Source organism: Neptuniibacter sp. QD37_11 (genome assembly GCF_047778105.1).
Taxonomy (GTDB): domain Bacteria; phylum Pseudomonadota; class Gammaproteobacteria; order Pseudomonadales; family Balneatricaceae; genus Neptuniibacter.
The window spans coordinates 2,506,895-2,521,513 of sequence record NZ_CP180552.1 but is presented as its reverse complement, the minus strand read 5'-3'; the positions used below and the strand labels follow the sequence as shown (position 1 = coordinate 2,521,513).

At 46.2% G+C, this 14,619-nt stretch carries 12 protein-coding genes; 9 read left to right on the top strand and 3 right to left on the bottom strand.

What is annotated here, in order from left to right; translation table 11 throughout:
- The first annotated feature begins 1 nt into the window (after position 1).
- From cobW to ACMXYT_RS11650, 8 genes are all read left to right on the top strand, one after another.
- Positions 2–1,081 carry a cobalamin biosynthesis protein CobW gene (gene cobW / locus ACMXYT_RS11685; protein ID WP_415898816.1) on the top strand — a complete coding sequence of 360 codons (1,080 nt, stop codon included), beginning with the start codon at positions 2–4 and terminating at the stop codon, positions 1,079–1,081.
- 33 nt (positions 1,082–1,114) lie between these two features.
- Complete coding sequence (gene cobN / locus ACMXYT_RS11680) at positions 1,115–4,963, top strand: cobaltochelatase subunit CobN (RefSeq protein WP_415898815.1); 3,849 nt, start codon at positions 1,115–1,117, stop codon at positions 4,961–4,963.
- Positions 4,964–5,114: 151 nt separating this feature from the next.
- Entirely contained in the window at positions 5,115–6,632 is a 1,518-nt protein-coding gene (locus ACMXYT_RS11675; RefSeq protein ID WP_415898814.1) for a cobyric acid synthase, read from the top strand.
- Positions 6,629–7,588 (top strand): adenosylcobinamide-phosphate synthase CbiB, encoded by a 960-nt coding sequence (cbiB, locus tag ACMXYT_RS11670; RefSeq protein WP_415898813.1) that lies wholly within the window; start codon positions 6,629–6,631, stop codon positions 7,586–7,588. The genes ACMXYT_RS11675 and cbiB overlap by 4 nt, the downstream gene beginning before the upstream one ends.
- Complete coding sequence (locus tag ACMXYT_RS11665; RefSeq protein ID WP_415898812.1) at positions 7,585–8,703, top strand: threonine-phosphate decarboxylase; 1,119 nt, start codon at positions 7,585–7,587, stop codon at positions 8,701–8,703. The genes cbiB and ACMXYT_RS11665 overlap by 4 nt, the downstream gene beginning before the upstream one ends.
- Positions 8,704–8,761: 58 nt before the next feature.
- Positions 8,762–9,931 (top strand): sirohydrochlorin chelatase, encoded by a 1,170-nt coding sequence (locus ACMXYT_RS11660; RefSeq protein ID WP_415898811.1) that lies wholly within the window; start codon positions 8,762–8,764, stop codon positions 9,929–9,931.
- Positions 9,932–10,373: 442 nt separating this feature from the next.
- Positions 10,374–10,982, top strand: a complete 609-nt coding sequence (locus ACMXYT_RS11655) for a hypothetical protein (protein WP_415898810.1) — start codon at positions 10,374–10,376, stop codon at positions 10,980–10,982.
- A complete protein-coding gene (locus tag ACMXYT_RS11650; protein WP_415898809.1) occupies positions 10,957–12,024 on the top strand; it encodes a DUF262 domain-containing protein in 1,068 nt (355 codons plus the stop codon). The genes ACMXYT_RS11655 and ACMXYT_RS11650 overlap by 26 nt, the downstream gene beginning before the upstream one ends.
- A gap of 121 nt (positions 12,025–12,145) precedes the next feature.
- On the opposite strand, the gene ACMXYT_RS11645 is transcribed toward ACMXYT_RS11650, so the two are convergent.
- From ACMXYT_RS11645 to ACMXYT_RS11635, 3 genes are read right to left on the bottom strand one after another with little or no spacing between them, the layout of a single operon-like run.
- Positions 12,146–12,343 carry a tautomerase family protein gene (locus ACMXYT_RS11645; RefSeq protein ID WP_415898808.1) on the bottom strand — a complete coding sequence of 66 codons (198 nt, stop codon included), beginning with the start codon at positions 12,341–12,343 and terminating at the stop codon, positions 12,146–12,148.
- Between the two features lie 54 nt (positions 12,344–12,397).
- Entirely contained in the window at positions 12,398–12,793 is a 396-nt protein-coding gene (locus ACMXYT_RS11640) for a nuclear transport factor 2 family protein (RefSeq protein WP_415898807.1), read from the bottom strand.
- Entirely contained in the window at positions 12,783–13,388 is a 606-nt protein-coding gene (locus ACMXYT_RS11635) for a glutathione S-transferase family protein (RefSeq protein WP_415898806.1), read from the bottom strand. The genes ACMXYT_RS11640 and ACMXYT_RS11635 overlap by 11 nt, the downstream gene beginning before the upstream one ends.
- Before the next feature lie 111 nt (positions 13,389–13,499).
- Here ACMXYT_RS11635 and ACMXYT_RS11630 point away from each other — a divergent pair, with 111 nt between their 5' ends.
- Positions 13,500–14,387, top strand: a complete 888-nt coding sequence (locus tag ACMXYT_RS11630) for a LysR family transcriptional regulator (RefSeq protein WP_415898805.1) — start codon at positions 13,500–13,502, stop codon at positions 14,385–14,387.
- The last annotated feature ends 232 nt before the right edge of the window (positions 14,388–14,619 follow it).

The following is a 14,619-nucleotide window of genomic DNA, read 5'->3' as shown; positions in this document are numbered from 1 at the left end:
TATGCAACTGAATAAGATTCCAACCACGGTAGTAACAGGTTTTTTGGGTAGCGGTAAAACAACATTGCTATCTAGTGTTTTGAAACAAGCGGCAGGCAAGCGTATCGCCGTGATTGTAAATGAGTTTGGTGAGCTGGATATCGACTCTGACTTGCTACGTAGCTGTCCTCTTGATTGTGAAGATGAGTCTGCAGCAGAAGGTGGTGCACAGGGCGAACAAGGTTTCTACGAGCTAGCGAACGGCTGTATCTGCTGCACAGTAGAAGAAGAGTTCCTGCCAGTTATGCAGCAGCTAGTTGAGCGTCGTGACGATATCGATCATATCCTGATTGAGACCAGTGGTCTTGCGCTACCTAAACCACTCGTTCAGGCATTCAACTGGCCGGGCATTAAAGAGTACTGCACCGTTGATGCGGTCATCACTGTAATTGACGGTCCTGCGGTTGCAGCGGGTCGTTTCGCTAACGACGAAGCTAAAGTTCAAGAGCAGCGTTTAGCGGATGAGAGCCTAGATCATGATCCAAGCTTGAAAGAGCTTCTGGAAGATCAGCTAAGTGCTGCGGATCTGGTTGTAGTGAGCAAAAACGATCTACTCGCAGAAGAGCAACGCACTCAGGTTGAAGCGGTTGTAAATGCTAAAGTGCCTGCTGAAGTTAAGACCTCTTACATCAGCAACGGTGAAGCGGATCTTGAGATGCTGATGGGTCTAGACTGCGCTACAGAAGAGCGTATCGAAGCGGTACACAACCACCACGATCATCACCACGATCACGGCCATGATCACGACCATGCCCACGATCACTTTGATTCTTTCGTGATATCTATCGGTGAAGTGGATAGCGACAAGCTGCAAGCTATTCTGAAAGGTCTGCTAAGCGACTTTAATATCTTCCGTGCTAAAGGTTTTGCGGCACTTCCAGGTAAGCCGATGCGTCAGGTAATGCAGGCGGTAGGCAAGCGTTTGGATGTGTATTTCGATCGTCCATGGGGCAACGATGAGCCGAAAACTCAGTTGGTATTTATCGGCAAAGGCATCGACGAAGCAACCATCAAAGCCGCGCTTGAAGAAGCATTGGTTTAATTCTGGTTTCTAGCCACTAACGACTGATTATTTATGCACCTATTAGCAGCGCAACCGGGCGGGTTTGTCGATGATGAAGGCATCATCGACTTAAACCAGACACCGGCCGATATGATCATCCTCTCTGCAGCCGATAGCTCGCTTGCCGCGCTGTCCGATGCTGCGTGCCTTTTTGCGGATGAGCAGATTGAAGATCAACCATCGGTTCGTCTAGCCAACTGGATGCAGCTGCTAAAACCTGCTGCTTATGATCTGTATGAGCACAAGGTGCTGGAACAGTCCAAAGTCGTTGTGTTGTCGCTCTTAGGTGGTGCGAGTTACTGGCAGTATGGCTTCGAACGCCTGCAAGCATGGGCGCAAGCTGACAGTAGCCGAACGCTAATCATCGTGCCGGGGGATGATACCCCTGATCCAGAATTGTTCTCCGCTAGTTCTGTAACCGATAGCGAAGCGATGCGGATCTGGCGCTACCTTCGTGAAGGCGGTGTAGATAACAGTCTGCAACTGCTGAACTGTTTAACCGATCAATACCTGCAACAAGAGCGTCTGTGGCATGAGCCAAGACCGCTACCTAAATGCATGATCTATCTGCCGGCTGCTAGTAACACATCAAAAAATACTGTGCAGGCAGCGACTTTTCCAGAGTGGCAACAACGGCAGAGCGACGTTGATAGGCCGGTAGCGCTATTGTTGTTCTATCGTAGCCATCTGCAAAGTGGCAATACCCGCATGTTTGATCAATTGATCGAACAGCTAGAAAGCAACGGCTTAGCACCATTACCAATCGCAATTGCCTCGCTTAAAGATGCGGAATCCTTAGCGCTAGTGAATGCACTACTGGAACAGAGCGGTGCCAGCCTGATTATCAACAGCACAGGGTTTGCCTCGAATACTGTTGCAAGCCCTGATCTGTGTTCGCAACCGAGCGAGTTCTACTCGCCGTTTGTACGTAAAGTACCTGTTCTGCAGTTGGTTCTTTCTAGTAGTACCGAAGAGGATTGGCTAACGCACTCGCAAGGTTTACGTAGCCGTGATATCGCCATGCAGGTGGTTCTGCCAGAGATGGATGGCAGGGTGCATACCCGTGCGTTGAGCTTTAAAACCGAAGATCACTTTGATGAGCGCAGCCAAGTTTCAGTGGTGCGTTATCAACTCCATCAAGAACGCGCAGGTTTTGTGGCGCAGTTAGCGCTTAGGTTCGCTCAGCTAGCAAACAAGCCCAATCCTGAAAAGCGCATCGCGCTGATTTTGGCCAACTACCCAACCAAAGATGGCCGTATCGGCAATGGTGTAGGTTTAGATACTCCAGCTTCTGCTGTGAATATTCTAAGAGCGTTGGAAGCATCAGGTTATCCACTGCAGGATATTCCTGAAAATGGCGATGCCCTGATTCAGGAACTGCTAGGTGCAGTAACGAATAACCCGAATACCCTGCACAACCTGCCGTGCTGGCAGAGTATGTCGCTGGAAGATTATCAGCGCTGTTTTGCTCAACTACCTGAGATTTGCCAACAAGCGGTGATCGATCAGTGGGGCGCGCCACAGCAGGATATTAAGTACCGTGATGGCCGTTTGATGCTTTCCGGTATTCGCTTAGGTGAAACCTTTATCGGTATCCAGCCAGCCCGTGGTTTTAATATCGATCTGGTGGCTAACTACCATGATCCTGATCTAATCCCACCGCATAACTATCTAGCATTCTATTTCTGGTTGCGCGAGTGCTATCAAGTGGATGCGGTAGTGCATGTAGGTAAGCACGGTAACTTAGAGTGGTTGCCGGGTAAGGGTAGTGCGCTATCAGAAGAGTGTTGGCCGGATATCGCTTTAGGGCCAATGCCGCACTTCTACCCATTTATTGTCAATGATCCCGGTGAAGGTGCGCAGGCCAAGCGCCGTACCCAAGCGGTGATTATTGATCATCTTATGCCGCCAATGACTCGCGCCGAAACCTACGGCGAAATGGCAGTACTGGAAGGGCTGGTGGATGAGTATTATCAAGCGATGGGGATGGATGATAAACGTCAGCAATGGCTGCGTGATGAGATCCTGAAGCAAGTTAAGAATACTCACCTGTTAGAAGAGCTAGGCCAAACGTTCGATGATGAAGACACCGTTCTAAACGAACTGGATGCCTACCTCTGTGATATCAAAGAGGCGCAGATCCGTCATGGTCTACATCGTCTAGGTGAATTGCCGGAAACGTCAAAATTAGCAGATACGTTAGTGGCGTTGCTACGTCTGCCACGGGGTGATGATCCCGATAGTCAGGGTATTTTGCATAACTTAGTACAGGATCTGAATCTACAAGTAGATAACGATTCTTTTGATCCACTAGAAGCAGGCAGTAAAAACTGGCTAGGTGAAAAACCAGCCCAACTCGCTGAACTTACCCAAGATGATTGGCGCAGTGAGGCTGATACCCGTGAGCGTTTGGAACTCTTCGCGGCTCAGTTAGTAACAGACTATGTCTTGGCAGATAATTCGCTAGAAACCTTAAGCGATCTACCCAGAACAGCAAAACAACTTGCTTATGCCCGTGCCACTATCCACAAAGCGTTATTGCAAAGTGCCGAGCTTGAGATCGAATCGCTTATCGCAGGCTTAGGCGGTGAGTTTGTTAACCCTGGCCCAAGTGGTGCGCCGACTCGTGGCCGTTTAGATACCCTGCCCACAGGTCGAAATTTCTACTCGGTGGATAATCGTTCTATCCCATCTCCTGCTGCATGGGCGATTGGCGAGCGTTCCGCACAAGCGCTGATCGAACGTCATCTTCAGGAAAACGGTGATTATCCGCGTACTCTTGGTTTATCGGTCTGGGGTACAGCGACCATGCGTACTGGTGGTGATGATATAGCTCAGGCCTTTGCCTTGATGGGTATTCGACCTATCTGGGCGCCGGGCTCGAATCGTGTCGTCGATTTTGAAGTACTTAGCTCGCAGCTATTAGGCCGACCACGAGTGGATGTTACCCTGCGAGTTTCCGGCTTCTTCCGTGATGCTTTCCCTAATGTAATGAAGCTTTACGATTCAGCTGTGCAAGCGATTGCTGCGTTGGAAGAACCGGGTGATAGCAACACCATCGCGCAGAATATCCACAAGCGTGAGCAGGAGCTTTTAGAGCAAGGTGTGTCTTCGGAGGAAGCACAGCGTCAGGCAAGTTACCGTGTCTTCGGTAGCAAACCGGGCGCATACGGCGCTGGCTTACAGGGCTTGATCGATGAACGCTGCTGGGAACAGAAAAGCGATCTGGCGGAGGCTTACCTAAACTGGGGTGGTTACGCGTACGGTAATCAAAAAGGTGATGGCGTGGCTGCACCGCAGGCGTTTCAGCATCAGCTGTCGCAACTGGAAGCGGTGGTACAGAACCAAGATAATCGCGAACACGATCTGCTAGATTCCGATGATTACTACCAGTTCCAAGGCGGTATGAGTAACGCGGTTGAAGTCTATCGTGGTGAAGCTCCACAGGTGTATCACAGTGATCACTCTAACCCGCAAAAGCCAAAGATCCGCACTCTAAAAGAAGAACTGAACCGTGTAATCCGCTCGCGCCTACTGAACCCTAAATGGATCAATGCCATGCAGGAACATGGTTATAAAGGCGCGTTCGAGATGACCGCCAGCGTCGATTACCTGTTTGCTTACGACGCCACCACTAACCTGATCGCCGATTATCAGTACGAGAAGGTCAGCGATGCACTGGTATTTGATCAACAGAACCGCGAGTTCCTAGAGCAGCATAATCCCCATGCCCTAGAAGAAATGGCAGAGCGGTTATTAGAAGCAACTCAACGTGGCTTATGGCAGGAACCGGGAGATTACTCCGAGCGACTCCAAGATCTGTTGCTTGAATTAGATGAACAGCAAGAGTCCGCAATGTAGGAGAGACGCCCCCGTCTCGATATTTTAATTATGTGCTTTGATTTAATGACGAACTTAAATAACAAAACATTCTTGGGCTTATCTTTTAGCTGTTCCAAGCAGGTTTCGGCGGATGTTAGCTGCCTTTTACGTGCGGAGCATAGGATCTGAAATGAGCACCTTTAAAAATCCGCACACCCTTATGGTTCAAGGCACCACGTCTGACGCCGGCAAGAGCATCGTCGTTACCGCGTTATGCCGTATTCTTGCTCGCCACAAAGTCTCTGTTGCGCCATTCAAACCACAGAACATGGCGCTTAACAGCGCGGTAACCGCAGAGGGTGGTGAGATCGGTCGTGCTCAGGCGGTACAGGCTGAAGCCTGCTATCTACCAGCCTCAGTAGAGATGAATCCTGTACTGTTAAAACCGAACAGTGATATTGGTGCGCAGGTGATTCTTAACGGTAAAGCCATCGGCAATATGAAGGCGACCGAGTACCACGCGTTTAAGCCTAAGCTACTAACCGAAGTGGTGAAAAGCCACACCCAGTTACAGCAGAAATACAGCGCTGTGATTGTCGAAGGGGCGGGTAGTCCGGCCGAGATCAATCTGCGTGAGCATGATATCGCTAATATGGGTTTTGCCGAGGCAGTCGATTGCCCGGTGATTATTGTTGCAGATATCGATCGTGGTGGTGTGTTTGCTCATCTGTTGGGGACTTATGAACTGCTTTCTGATTCCGAAAAGGCCCGTGTTAAGGGCTTTGTAATTAACCGTTTCCGTGGTGATGTTAGTCTGCTGCAATCGGGGTTGGATTGGTTGGAAGCACAAACCGGCGTACCTGTTTTGTGTGTAATTCCGTACGTAATGAATCTGCATATCGAGGCGGAAGACGCGGTTAATCAGCAGCAAAAGAGCAACGGTGAGCAACAACTCAAAGTGGTTGTACCTATCTACCCTCGCGCCAGTAACCATACCGACTTTGATGTACTGCGAATGCATCCGCAGGTGGATTGCGAGTTTATCCGTGATCCACAACAGTTTACCGGAGCAGACCTTATCGTTCTGCCGGGCAGTAAGAATGTCCGTGGCGACCTTAACTGGTTAAAAGAGAATGGCTGGGACAAAGTGATTGAGCGTCACCTACGTTTTGGCGGCAAGCTAATCGGTATCTGTGGCGGTTATCAAATGCTAGGGGAGTGGATTCACGATCCTGAACAGATCGAATCCACAGCCGGTTCTAGCGAAGCGTTGGGAATTCTACCGATGGAAACCACGCTGACTGGCAATAAGATGCTGCGTAATGTTAAAGGCGTGCTTTGCGGTACAGATACCCCAGTGACGGGTTACGAGATCCATGCCGGTATCAGTAGCGGTGAAGCCTTAGATAACCCGCTATTTGAGTTGGATGTTGATGGGATTATCCACACCGACGGTGTGCGTGATCCAAGTGATCAGGTGCTTGGCACTTATCTACACGGTGTATTTGATCAACCAGAACTACTACAAGCGTGGCTAGATTGGGCTGGTTTGGATCAGCAGAATAGCTTTGATTACCCAGCGTTCCGTGAAGAACAAATCAACCGTCTAGCGGATGAAGTCGAAGCGGTGATGCCATTAGAAAAGATACTTAGCCTGCTTGAGCTACAAGCAAATGGCTTAGATGAAAAGGCTGGTGAACCCGCATGAGCATCGCTTTAAGTTTATTAATCGCGCTGCTGTTAGATTACTTCCTAAAAGAGCCTAAGCGATTCCATCCGCTGGTGGGCTTTGGCAATTTAGCCATAGCGATAGAGAAGAGATTAAATCAGGGGACTGCGGCTAAAAACAGACAGAAGCGATCCGGTATTATTGCTTGGTTATTGGCTGTTATACCGTTAACTTGCGCCGCGTTGATTGTTGATCTGTTGTTGTCAGGTTCGGCGGTTTTTTCTGCGGTAGTCGGCGGAATAGTGTTGTACTTAGCGATCGGTTGGCAGAGCTTACTCAGCCATGCTTTAGCCATTGCTAAACCGCTGAATCAAGGTGATCTGGATAGCGCTCGCACCGCTGTAGGGATGATTGTTAGCCGTGATACCGCCGAGCTAGATGAAAAATCGGTAGCCTCTGCAGCAACAGAATCGGTATTAGAGAACGGTGCTGATGCGATCTTTGCGGCAATCTTCTGGTTCTGCCTGTTAGGTATTCCTGGCGTAGTACTGTATCGCTTGAGCAACACGCTGGATGCCATGTGGGGTTACAAAAACGAACGCTTCCTCCATTTTGGTTGGTGCGCAGCGCGTATCGATGATCTGCTGAACTTTATCCCAGCACGTCTAACCGCCCTAAGTTATGCACTGGTGGGTGAAACCAAGATCGCACTGGATAGCTGGAAGCAGCAAGCGCCAACGTGGAAGAGCCCAAATGCTGGCCCAGTGATGGCCGCAGGTGCTGGGGCGATCAATGTTTCCTTAGGTGGTGCAGCTATTTATCACGGTGAAGTACAGCAGCGCCCACCACTAGGCCCCTTGGAAGGTGATCAACCTTCGGCAAAAAGTATCGAAGATGCCTGCGCATTGGTAAACCGCGTACTCATGCTGTGGGGTATAGGTCTTTATGTGACACTGGCCTTAACGGCGGCGATTACCTCAGGGGTGAGCTCTTGAGTGATCTGATTCACGGTGGCGATCTGATCTCGGCATCTGCGCAATACGGTATTCCGGTAGAGGAATGGTTGGATCTATCCACAGGTATCAACCCAGTACCTTACCCTGTACCTCAGATAAGCGAACATTGCTTTCAGCAGTTGCCTTATCAATCAGCTGAATTTAAAGCGGCGGTTAGAAGCTACTATGGCGCTGAGGGCGTGGCGGCTAATGGCACCCAACAGATCATCGAGTTATTGCCATCAGCGCTACCGTCAGTGTCGCAAGAGTTACCGATCCTGCTACCCGATTGTGGTTATCAAGAACATCGCTACAGCTGGCAACAGCAGAAGCGAGAGCTGAATTATTATCCTGCAACTGATCAGAAAGCTGCTGAGCAACGTATCGAACAGCAGCTAAATTCAGGTTCTGCAATGCACCTGTTACTGATCAATCCGAATAATCCAACAGGGCTTAAATTTACCCCGGAGCAGATCTATCGCTGGGCGGAGCAGATGCAGCAGGGCACTTATCTTATTGTGGATGAAGCCTTTATTGATCTAAGCCCTGAACAGAGTGCTTTAAGTGATTATGATCGGTTTAAGCAGCTAGGTAATATCCTAGTGCTGAGGTCATTCGGTAAGTTCTTTGGCTTAGCCGGTATTCGTTTGGGTTTTGCCTTTGCTAATCAACAGATACTGCAACAGTTACAAACGGAACTAGGCCCTTGGGCGGTAAATGGTCCGGCCCAAGCTGTGGCCATCGCTGCGCTGAATGATGCTAAATGGCAGGCTGAGGCTAGGCAGAAAATTAGCCAAAATGCGCAAGCAACCTTAGAGCTTTGGCTGCCATTGCTTAGGACATTTAATGCAGAGCTTTTATCGTGCGATGGCCTGTTTCTAACGGTTAAATTGGACACTGAAAAAGCGAAGCAGATTTACCAATTTTTAGCCGAGCAGGGCATACTGATCCGCCTTGTTCTGGATGACGAATTCAACTGTGATTTATCAGCTGATAAAGCACAGCGTGATAGTAAAAACTGTTTGCTGCGCAGTGGGTTAGTTGATACCCAAAATGCAGACCAGTGTCAGAAATTAAAACGGGTTATAAGTGAGTTATTACTTACACTGGAATGATCTATAAACGGGCTCATATTTGATAAAAAAGTCCGTACAATAACAATGTGTTTTACGAATGATTGGAGAAAGCCCTGTGCCTAAAAAAGGTATTATGGTGTGCGGTCACGGTAGCCGTGACAAAGATGCAGAAAGAGAGTTTGGCCGTGTTGCGGAAGGGTTAAAAAAACGCTTCCCTGATATGCCGGTAGAGTATGGTTTCTTAGAGTTTTCTGCACCGAATATTCATATGGGGCTTAACTCCCTAATAGAGCAAGGTGTAGAAGATATCTACGCCGTGCCGGGTATGCTGTTTGCGGCAACCCACGCTAAAAATGATATCCCTTCTGTACTGACAACTTACGCTGAAAAGAACGAAGGCGTAAACGTTCACTACGGTAAAGAGCTAGGCCTTCACCCAGCGATGATCGAAGCCTTTCAGGCGCGTATCTACGAATCCCTAGGTTTAGACCCAGAAAACCCACCAGAGAATCTTTACGACACTATGCTGGTGGTTGTTGGCCGTGGTACATCGGATACCGAAGCCAATGCCGAAGCGGCCAAACTAACCCGTATCGTCAACGAGAACATGGGCTTTGGATGGGCTGATACAGTTTATTCTGGCGTAACTTACCCATCGGTTGGCGTAGGTCTAGAACGTCTAATGAAGCTAGGCTTCAAAAAGATTGTGGTGGCACCTTACTTCCTATTCACAGGTCGTTTGATCAAACGCATCTTTGGTTATGTGGATAAAGTGGCAGAAGAGAACCAAGCGATCGAATTTATCAAAACGCCGTACCTAAACGATCACGACAAAGTGATCGACGCGTTTGAGATCCGTGTGCGTGAAATTCTGGATGATCTTCCACAAGGTGATGAAACCCTAATGGAATCCTTCCAGCGTCGTTTGGCTGCAGGTGAGGTTGATGTTCACCACCACCATGCTGAATTCAACCCTGATGCTGAACATGGTCACAGCCACGATCATTCACATGGTCATCACCATCATCATGATCATTCGCACGGGCACTCTCATGGGCATTCACATAGCCATGAACACGGCCATTCTCATGAGCATGGTCATTCGCACGGCGTCTACAAACATATCGGTCATCCACTCGGCCCACGCACTATGATTGGCGAAGGCATCTGCTGCTGCTTTATGTCTCAGTTCCCAGAAGAGATTCTGGAAGAGGAGAAAGCGAAGGTGGGGCTTTGTAAGGCTGAGGATGCTTTGGCGCATAAGTAGATAGATGCTAGTGGCTAGAGCGCTTCGCTTATAGTGGTTAGGACGCTGCTTCGCAGCTAGAGAACGCTTCGCTTTTAGGACGCGGCTGCGTCGCTAGAGAAAAAGATTGAAAAACCGGCTTTTGTGCCGGTTTTTTTGTGGGTGGCTTTTTAAAACGTATTACCTGCGAAGGCTGGTATCTATTGAAGGATAAGGATTTAGATCAAAGAATAATGGAATAGGGGTGAAACTGTAGTTTTTTTGTACTGGAATGGTTTCAGGGGGATACTGGTTTTTTTATTTAGAAAAGATAAAAGAGCTCCGTGTCAGTGTGTAGTATGTCACTTGTTGTATATTTAGATGTTATCTGAGCAAATACTGATAGAAAGCAATCGCCCTTACGTAAAACTCGCTATATGATAAGCTATCTGCCTAAAGTTAGGGGTATTGTAGGATCACATAAATGGACATAATAGGCATCCTAAATAAAGACCTCGATTCGGGAATGGATGAAGCTGATCTAGCTAGGAAGATCTTCTTATCATACCAGACACTTATCTTTAAAGATAAGCAGGATATCGAGTATGAAATCAAAAATGAAATTAAGAATGAGTTGATTACACCGTTTTCTTCAATTCAGGTGACAGGTTCATCAAAAACGGGAATCAGTTTTTTTAAAAAAACAAAGTTCACAGAAGGTGAATCTGATTTAGATATATCAGTTATTAATCTTGGCCTTTATAACCAATACTTAGAAGAAGTACATAAAGTAACTGATGGGTTTACAAATTTATCTGTATTTCCAGAATATTGTGGTAAAAGCACAAATAAACAATTTATTAATAACTTAAAGAAGGGGTTTATTAATCCTTTTTTTATGCCAGACTGTGAGATGAAGTCTAAATGGTTAGACTTTTTTCGTAATATATCTAATGAATACTTTGACCTTTTTAAAAGTATAAATGGAGCGATATATGCTTCAGAATATTTCTTTGAATGTAAGCAGGTTGAATGTATCACGGAATTTAAAAATAATAGAGCAGAATATGATTCGTTACCAAGTAAGATCTAAAGAACTTATTGACCTAGCAAATGAAATAAAGTCAAAACGATTGATCTTATCACCATATTTTCAACGAAACTTAGTATGGCGCGAAATTCATAAAGTTGACTTTATCCGGACAATACTGATGGGTTTCCCGATACCTCAGATTTTTGTTGCTAAAGGTTCTATTGATTTAGAATCCATGACGACTACGTCATGCATTGTTGATGGACAACAGCGTATGTCTTCAATCGTTGAATTTATTAATAATAAGTTTCAAGTAGATTCTAGATTCTTTAATGATTTAGAGGACTATGAGCAAGAAAGTTTTCTAAAATACCAAGTTCCAATTATCGATCTTGATATCGATAATGAAGACCCCGATATTAAAGAAATTTTTCAGAGGCTTAATCGTACATTTTACTCCCTTAATGCTATTGAAAAGTTATCTTCTGAGTTCGCTTCATCTGAATTTATGCTTGTTTCCAAGCATTTAACTGGTGAGATACTTTTTGATAAAAATGATGATGAAGATAGTTCTTTATTGTTAGATCCTTCGATTCCTGAGGACTTTACAGAGTGGGCAAAGGGAAAGGAAGTCTCTTATTTTAAGTCATTGATTATTGAGAGTGGTATTTTTACCCCTTATGAAATTAGTCGTCAAATTCATTTGATGTATTCCCTTAATTTGATGGCAACAAATATAGGTGGTATTTATACAAGGAATGATTTGGCAACTAGGTACTTAGATGAGCTAAAAGAAGATTTTTCTCAAAAAAGTCAACTCATAGAGAAATTCGAGAATACTTCAAAATATATATTGGATTTAGATTTAGATCCTAAATCTTACTGGCTTAATAAATCTAATATGTTTAGCTTATTCTCTTTTCTAGCGACAATTGAAGATTTTTCGATACTGGGTTCAATAGGCGATGTACGCGATACTCTAACCCAATTTGAAAGTGACGTACCTGCAGATTATCAAATTGCCGCAAAAGAAGGTGTAAATAACCGGAAAGAGAGGCTTATTCGTAATAAGCATATTGATAACCTTTTATTGCCTAGATAAATGGTGATAAATGGGGTCAGAGTAGATTTTAACTCTGCTCAGCAGTATCCTACTGAGAGCCCCCAATAACAATAAAACCGGCGATATGCCGGTTTTATTGTTTGGATTCTAACGAACTCGATTATCCCTTTCTTCTCTCTGTGACAGACTCGTAGCCTACACCCCAGTTATCTGTATTTACTTCGTCGATTACCACAAAGGTAGATTGAGGGTCTTTGTTCAGGACTTCTTGTAGTAGCTTTGTGGTGCCTTGGATTAGGGCCTTTTTCTCGGCTTGTGTTACGCCTTCATCGGTAATTTTGATATTCACGTATGGCATTTTAGATTCTCTTGCTGATGAGTTACTGGTCAGAACATTCTCTGTGTAAGTGCTTTATACGGTAGCTATGTCGGTTGGTTGAGCGATGTCTGTGTACATCTTGTTTACGATTAACCAGCGGCCTTGTTCCTTTAGTAAGCCTAAAAAATCAATATAGAAATAATCGAACAATGGGCATTCCAGTTTGACCATCGCTTGATCTTGGATGATCTCGATGGACAGGATCTTAAAGTTAAATGGTTGTCCAAGTGACTCGGGAGTTGCTCGGGTTTCGACATCTTGCAGCCAGCGCTCAAGAGAACGGAAATTACCTGGGCTTTTCAGCATGGCCGTTGGGTGAAAGATCGCTTTCAGTTGGCTGCTATTGCCCTGATACAAACCCGTAAAGTAGCTGTTGATGATGGACCGAATCATGGTGAAGTCATCATCTATGGCAGGGTTAGTTGTCATTATCGGCCTCCATCAGCAGCGCTTGCTGAAATGTCGGTCTTTCAACAACGCGGTTTAGCATAGCTGTGGTACGTGAACCCAGTTTGATCTCAACGGGAAAATACTCACCCCAACGTGAATAAACGGCCAGCATAATATCTGCTGCGGATACGGACTCTCCGCCGAGGTAGCTGCGGTTTTCTAGTTCAGCTTCTACTGATTCCCATAGGCTATTGATGGCGTTTGCTGCGGCGTTTAAGGCCTTATCTTTCTCAGGCCCTTCGCTCATATTTTGAGAGATAAAGAACAGTCTGCCGTAGGCGGGATGCATAGTCGCATTGGCAAACATAATGTCCTGAATCGCTTTTTGCTGATCCTTTTCATCCTGAGGGAACAGCTGATTGGCTTTAGAGCGCAAGAGGTAAAGCATGATGGCTGCACCTTCTGTCAGCGTTTTACCCTCATTGATTAGCACGGGGACGTTACCCATAGGGTTGATTGCAGAGAAGTCAGTAACCCTGTTTTTGTTAATCAGGGTGACAGATGCATCCATCTCTAACAAAACAGTCAGCGTCGCGAGTGAGCATGCGTTGGGCAGGTAATACAAGGTGTACATAGGTTTCTCCTGATTAGGTCAGATCGTAAAAGACAGAATCAGAATAAATGCCTTGCTAGGTTTCATATATATCTACAATATGAACGTACTGTTCACATATTGGAAACTACTATGGATAAACTTAGGGCAATGTCGCTGTTCATTCGCTTAGCAGAGCGGGGGAGCTTTACTGAAGTCGCTGAAGAGCTTGGCTTGTCTAAGTCGATGGTGAGTAAAGAGATCAGCCGGCTAGAGACGGAAATCGGCGCGCGGTTAATTCATCGATCTACCCGATCGTTACAGCTAACCACTATAGGCGAGGGCTACCTTCGCCATTGCCATGAGATTTTAGAGCGCATTGATGACGCTGAAAGCTTTGTCCAAGGGGCGCAAGATTTACCCCGCGGCAAGCTCAAGATTAATGCGCCAATGGCTTTAGGTATCTCGCACCTAAGCCACGTTTTTGCAGATTTTATGCGTGAATACCCTGAAATAGAGTTGGATATTCATCTTGATGATGCCCCCGTCGATCTGATTGAAAATGGATTCGATCTTGGCTTTAGAGCAGCGAGTCGTCCATTTGATTCCGGTTATGTCGGTAAACCGTTAATGGAATTTAGCTACAAGCTGTGTGCATCTGAAGACTACTTGAAAGAACAGGGCCCAATTACGACGGTTGAAGAGCTGTCGGAGCATAACTGTTTTATCTATAGCTATTTCAGAGGTCAGGATATTTGGCCGCTTGGTGAGGGCGTAAAGGTCTGTGGCAATCTACGCGTGAACAGCACGCCCTTTATGCTTGATGTTGTTAAAGAGGGCTTGGGTATTGGTTTTATACCTGACTTTATTGCGGGAAATGCAATTCAGCAAGGGCAGGTTGTAGAGCTGTTAAACAATGTAGAAAGACCACGTTTAACCCTATATGCCATGTATCCGGCTAGGCGACTGACGCCACCTAAAATTAAGCTGTGTATTAACTTTTTAGAGCGTTGGTTTGAAACAAATGGGGCCGGTGGTTAAAGAGGTATAAAAAGGGCTCTGACTCCTTAATATCTAAATTAACAGCGCTTGGCTAATTAGCATCCTTGGATCGTATGATTGTCACATCCACCAATGCGAACAACGTCCCATGGTTGAGTAGATATGGTTGTATAACACCAGGCAGACCCACATTGTTCACATTTGTAAGTTGTCTCTGGAGGCATCCTTACAATCTTGGTTAAGCTTGGGTGCCCTTCTTGATCTTCTAATA

Excerpts from the sequence above, each read along its gene's own strand:
- ACMXYT_RS11635 (WP_415898806.1), bottom strand. The coding sequence starts at position 13,388 with ATGTACACCTTGTATTACCTGCCCAACGCATGCTCACTCGCGACGCTG.
- ACMXYT_RS11645 (WP_415898808.1), bottom strand. The coding sequence starts at position 12,343 with ATGCCATACGTGAATATCAAAATTACCGATGAAGGCGTAACACAAGCC.
- ACMXYT_RS11640 (WP_415898807.1), bottom strand. The coding sequence starts at position 12,793 with ATGACAACTAACCCTGCCATAGATGATGACTTCACCATGATTCGGTCC.
- ACMXYT_RS11660 (WP_415898811.1), top strand. The coding sequence starts at position 8,762 with ATGATTGGAGAAAGCCCTGTGCCTAAAAAAGGTATTATGGTGTGCGGT.
- ACMXYT_RS11630 (WP_415898805.1), top strand. The coding sequence starts at position 13,500 with ATGGATAAACTTAGGGCAATGTCGCTGTTCATTCGCTTAGCAGAGCGG.
- ACMXYT_RS11655 (WP_415898810.1), top strand. The coding sequence starts at position 10,374 with ATGGACATAATAGGCATCCTAAATAAAGACCTCGATTCGGGAATGGAT.
- cbiB (WP_415898813.1), top strand. The coding sequence starts at position 6,629 with ATGAGCATCGCTTTAAGTTTATTAATCGCGCTGCTGTTAGATTACTTC.
- ACMXYT_RS11650 (WP_415898809.1), top strand. The coding sequence starts at position 10,957 with ATGATTCGTTACCAAGTAAGATCTAAAGAACTTATTGACCTAGCAAAT.
- cobN (WP_415898815.1), top strand. The coding sequence starts at position 1,115 with ATGCACCTATTAGCAGCGCAACCGGGCGGGTTTGTCGATGATGAAGGC.
- cobW (WP_415898816.1), top strand. The coding sequence starts at position 2 with ATGCAACTGAATAAGATTCCAACCACGGTAGTAACAGGTTTTTTGGGT.
- ACMXYT_RS11675 (WP_415898814.1), top strand. The coding sequence starts at position 5,115 with ATGAGCACCTTTAAAAATCCGCACACCCTTATGGTTCAAGGCACCACG.